The following is a 762-nucleotide window of genomic DNA, read 5'->3' on the forward strand; positions in this document are numbered from 1 at the left end:
AAATAATCTCCGCATTCTCATGGAAATGCGCCCCGCCCTGGATGGTTTTTACGGGATTCCCCAGGAAACCCGCCTGCTTTACGGGGTGTTGGCCGGTTTGCCCGATGTGGAATTGTCAGGTTTGCTGCAGATGTCCAAACGCAGCGTGCGCGGTGGCGTTTATGGGCACAAGTCCCTCAGTGAGGCCGAACGGGTACACCGTTTTGCGCGGGTGGTGGTGGCCCTGAAAGGCCGCACTGCCGTGGACTGGAAAGGGGATGTCGCCGAATGGCTGGAAAATCTTACCCAAAGCTGGCGGCTGCGCGGGAAAGCCTGGCTGGGTATGGGGGCGATTCCACTGGGGCATTTCGAGACCCGCTATTTTCGGGACTACGTTTGGCAGGAATTATATGGGCGTAGTTTGCCTGCGGCGGATCGGGAGGCGGTGCTGCGTGGGGATTATCGGGTTTGTGCTTACCCTTGGCGCAGCATGCACTTGGTGGGTATTGAACGCGCCCAGCTTTCTTTGACGTCCCGTTATCCGCGTCTGAATACCCAAGGGGTAGATGTGCTGATTGCCCAGACGCCTTTCCCGGCGCGGGTGAGTAAAGGGACGGCGCTGTTGGTGCACTATCATGATGCCATTCCGGTGTTGATGCCCCACACGATTTCCGACCGGACTTGTCATCAGGCCAGCCATTTTCAGGCAATGGCTGCTAATGTGCGGGCGGGCGCGCATTTTGCCTGCGTATCGGATGCAACCCGCCGGGATTTGCTGAATCT

Annotated in this window: 1 pseudogene; it reads left to right on the forward strand. The window is 58.3% G+C overall.

The features are described from left to right. Positions 1 to 762 (forward strand): annotated as a pseudogene (locus tag HJG40_RS15190) (glycosyltransferase family 4 protein); the annotation flags it as partial.

Origin of the sequence: Acidithiobacillus concretivorus, assembly GCF_018853445.1 — a bacterium.
In the GTDB taxonomy this organism is placed as follows: Bacteria; Pseudomonadota; Gammaproteobacteria; order Acidithiobacillales; family Acidithiobacillaceae; genus Acidithiobacillus; species Acidithiobacillus concretivorus.